The organism is Streptomyces sp. NPDC007162, assembly GCF_040634175.1.
GTDB lineage: Bacteria > Actinomycetota > Actinomycetes > Streptomycetales > Streptomycetaceae > Streptomyces.
Window position 1 is genome coordinate 1 of the sequence record NZ_JBEYFC010000995.1, and the last position, 1,419, is coordinate 1,419.

General features: G+C 66.4%; 2 protein-coding genes. Both read right to left on the reverse strand.

Annotation, left to right across the window (positions count from 1 at the left end):
• Positions 1 to 43: 43 nt before the first annotated feature.
• Positions 44 to 1,000 (reverse strand): amino acid ABC transporter permease, encoded by a 957-nt coding sequence (locus ABZ646_RS46595; protein ID WP_360533846.1) that lies wholly within the window; start codon positions 998 to 1,000, stop codon positions 44 to 46.
• Between the two features lie 5 nt (positions 1,001 to 1,005).
• Positions 1,006 to 1,413 (reverse strand): transporter substrate-binding domain-containing protein, encoded by a 408-nt coding sequence (locus ABZ646_RS46600; protein ID WP_360533849.1) that lies wholly within the window; start codon positions 1,411 to 1,413, stop codon positions 1,006 to 1,008.
• Between the last annotated feature and the right edge of the window lie 6 nt (positions 1,414 to 1,419).

A 1,419-nucleotide genomic window follows, 5' to 3' on the forward strand; every position in this document is an offset into this window, starting at 1 on the left:
CTGTTCGAGCAGTTCACGGGCCCGTGCCTCGGCGGCGCCCGGCTCACGCAGCACGCGGCGCGGTGCCTCGGTGATGTTCTGCAGCGCGGTGAGGTGCGGGAAGAGGTTGAACTGCTGGAAGACCATGCCGATGCGGCTGCGCTGCCTGGCGATGGCCTTCTCGGCCAATTCGTGCAGGACGGTGCCCTCCTGCCGGTAGTCGATGAGTTCGCCGGCGACGTTCAGGCGGCCGGAGCCGATGCGCTCCAGAGTAGACCTGCTGGAGGTTGGTCATGAGATCGTTGCCCGCGATCACAGAGACCAGAGAGGTGGTCTTCAGCATGTTGACGACCTCGTTGCCCATCGGCGGCACGATCACGCGCATCGCCTGGGGCAGCACGATGCGCTGCATCGTGGCGGCGGGGCCCAGGCCCAGGGCCGAGGCGGCCTCGCGCTGCCCGGGATCGACCGACTGGATGCCGGAGCGGACGATCTCCGAGGCGTAGGCGGCCTCGTTGAGGCCCAGGGCAAGGATGGCGGCCGTGGTCGCGGAAATCAGGCTGGAGGTCTGCTCGGAGTAGAAGACCACGTCCGTGAAGGGAATCCCGATGGTCACCTGCGGGAAGAAGGCCCCGAAAAATCCCCAGAAGATGATCTGCACCAGCAGCGGTGTACCGCGGAACAAGGTCGTGTAGCCGGTGGCCACCGCCCGCAGCACGTAGTTGTCCGACAGCGCCATCACCGCGAGCGCCGTACCACCGACGAGGCCGATCAGCATGCTGATCACCGTGAGGTAGAGGGTGACCCAAACGCCCTTGATGGTCAGTTGGGCGAACAGGTAGGCGCCGACGGTGGGCCAGTCGAGATTCGGGTTGGCCGCGAAGGACCAGGCGATACCCAGGGTCGCGGCACCGACGAGCACGGCGGCAACGGTACGGCCGCGGCGGCGCAGGCGCCGTACGGTGAGTTGCTCCCCGGCTGGGGCTGCTGGTGCGAGCGCTTCAGAGTTGGTGGCGGTCATCTCGGTCACCCCTGGGCCTGGTTGACGGCGGCCTTGTCTATGGCGATGCCCGAGGCGCCGTACTTGGCGAGGATGTCGGCGTAAGTCCCGTCGTCCATGAGTGCCTGTACGGCGCGTCGGATGGCGTCGCGCAGTTTCGGCTCGTCCTTGGGGACACAGATGCCGGTGAGAGAACTCTGGTAGCCGTTCGGGGCCGCCGGGTCCTTGACGACCTCGAACGAGGAGCCGCCCTCCTGGGCGACGGCGTAGCCGAGTGTCGGCACGTCGCCCGCGGCCACCTTGACGTTGCCCGTCCTCAGCGCGAGTTGGGCGTCGGAGAACTGTGGGAACGTCTCATGGAACCTCCCTTTAGCAGGATCTCTGCCACAACTTTCGTACCAACCGCGCGTGTTGACGGGAAGTGTCCATGCCAAATCTTT

Excerpts from the sequence above, each read along its gene's own strand:
- ABZ646_RS46595 (WP_360533846.1), bottom strand. The coding sequence starts at position 1,000 with ATGACCGCCACCAACTCTGAAGCGCTCGCACCAGCAGCCCCAGCCGGG.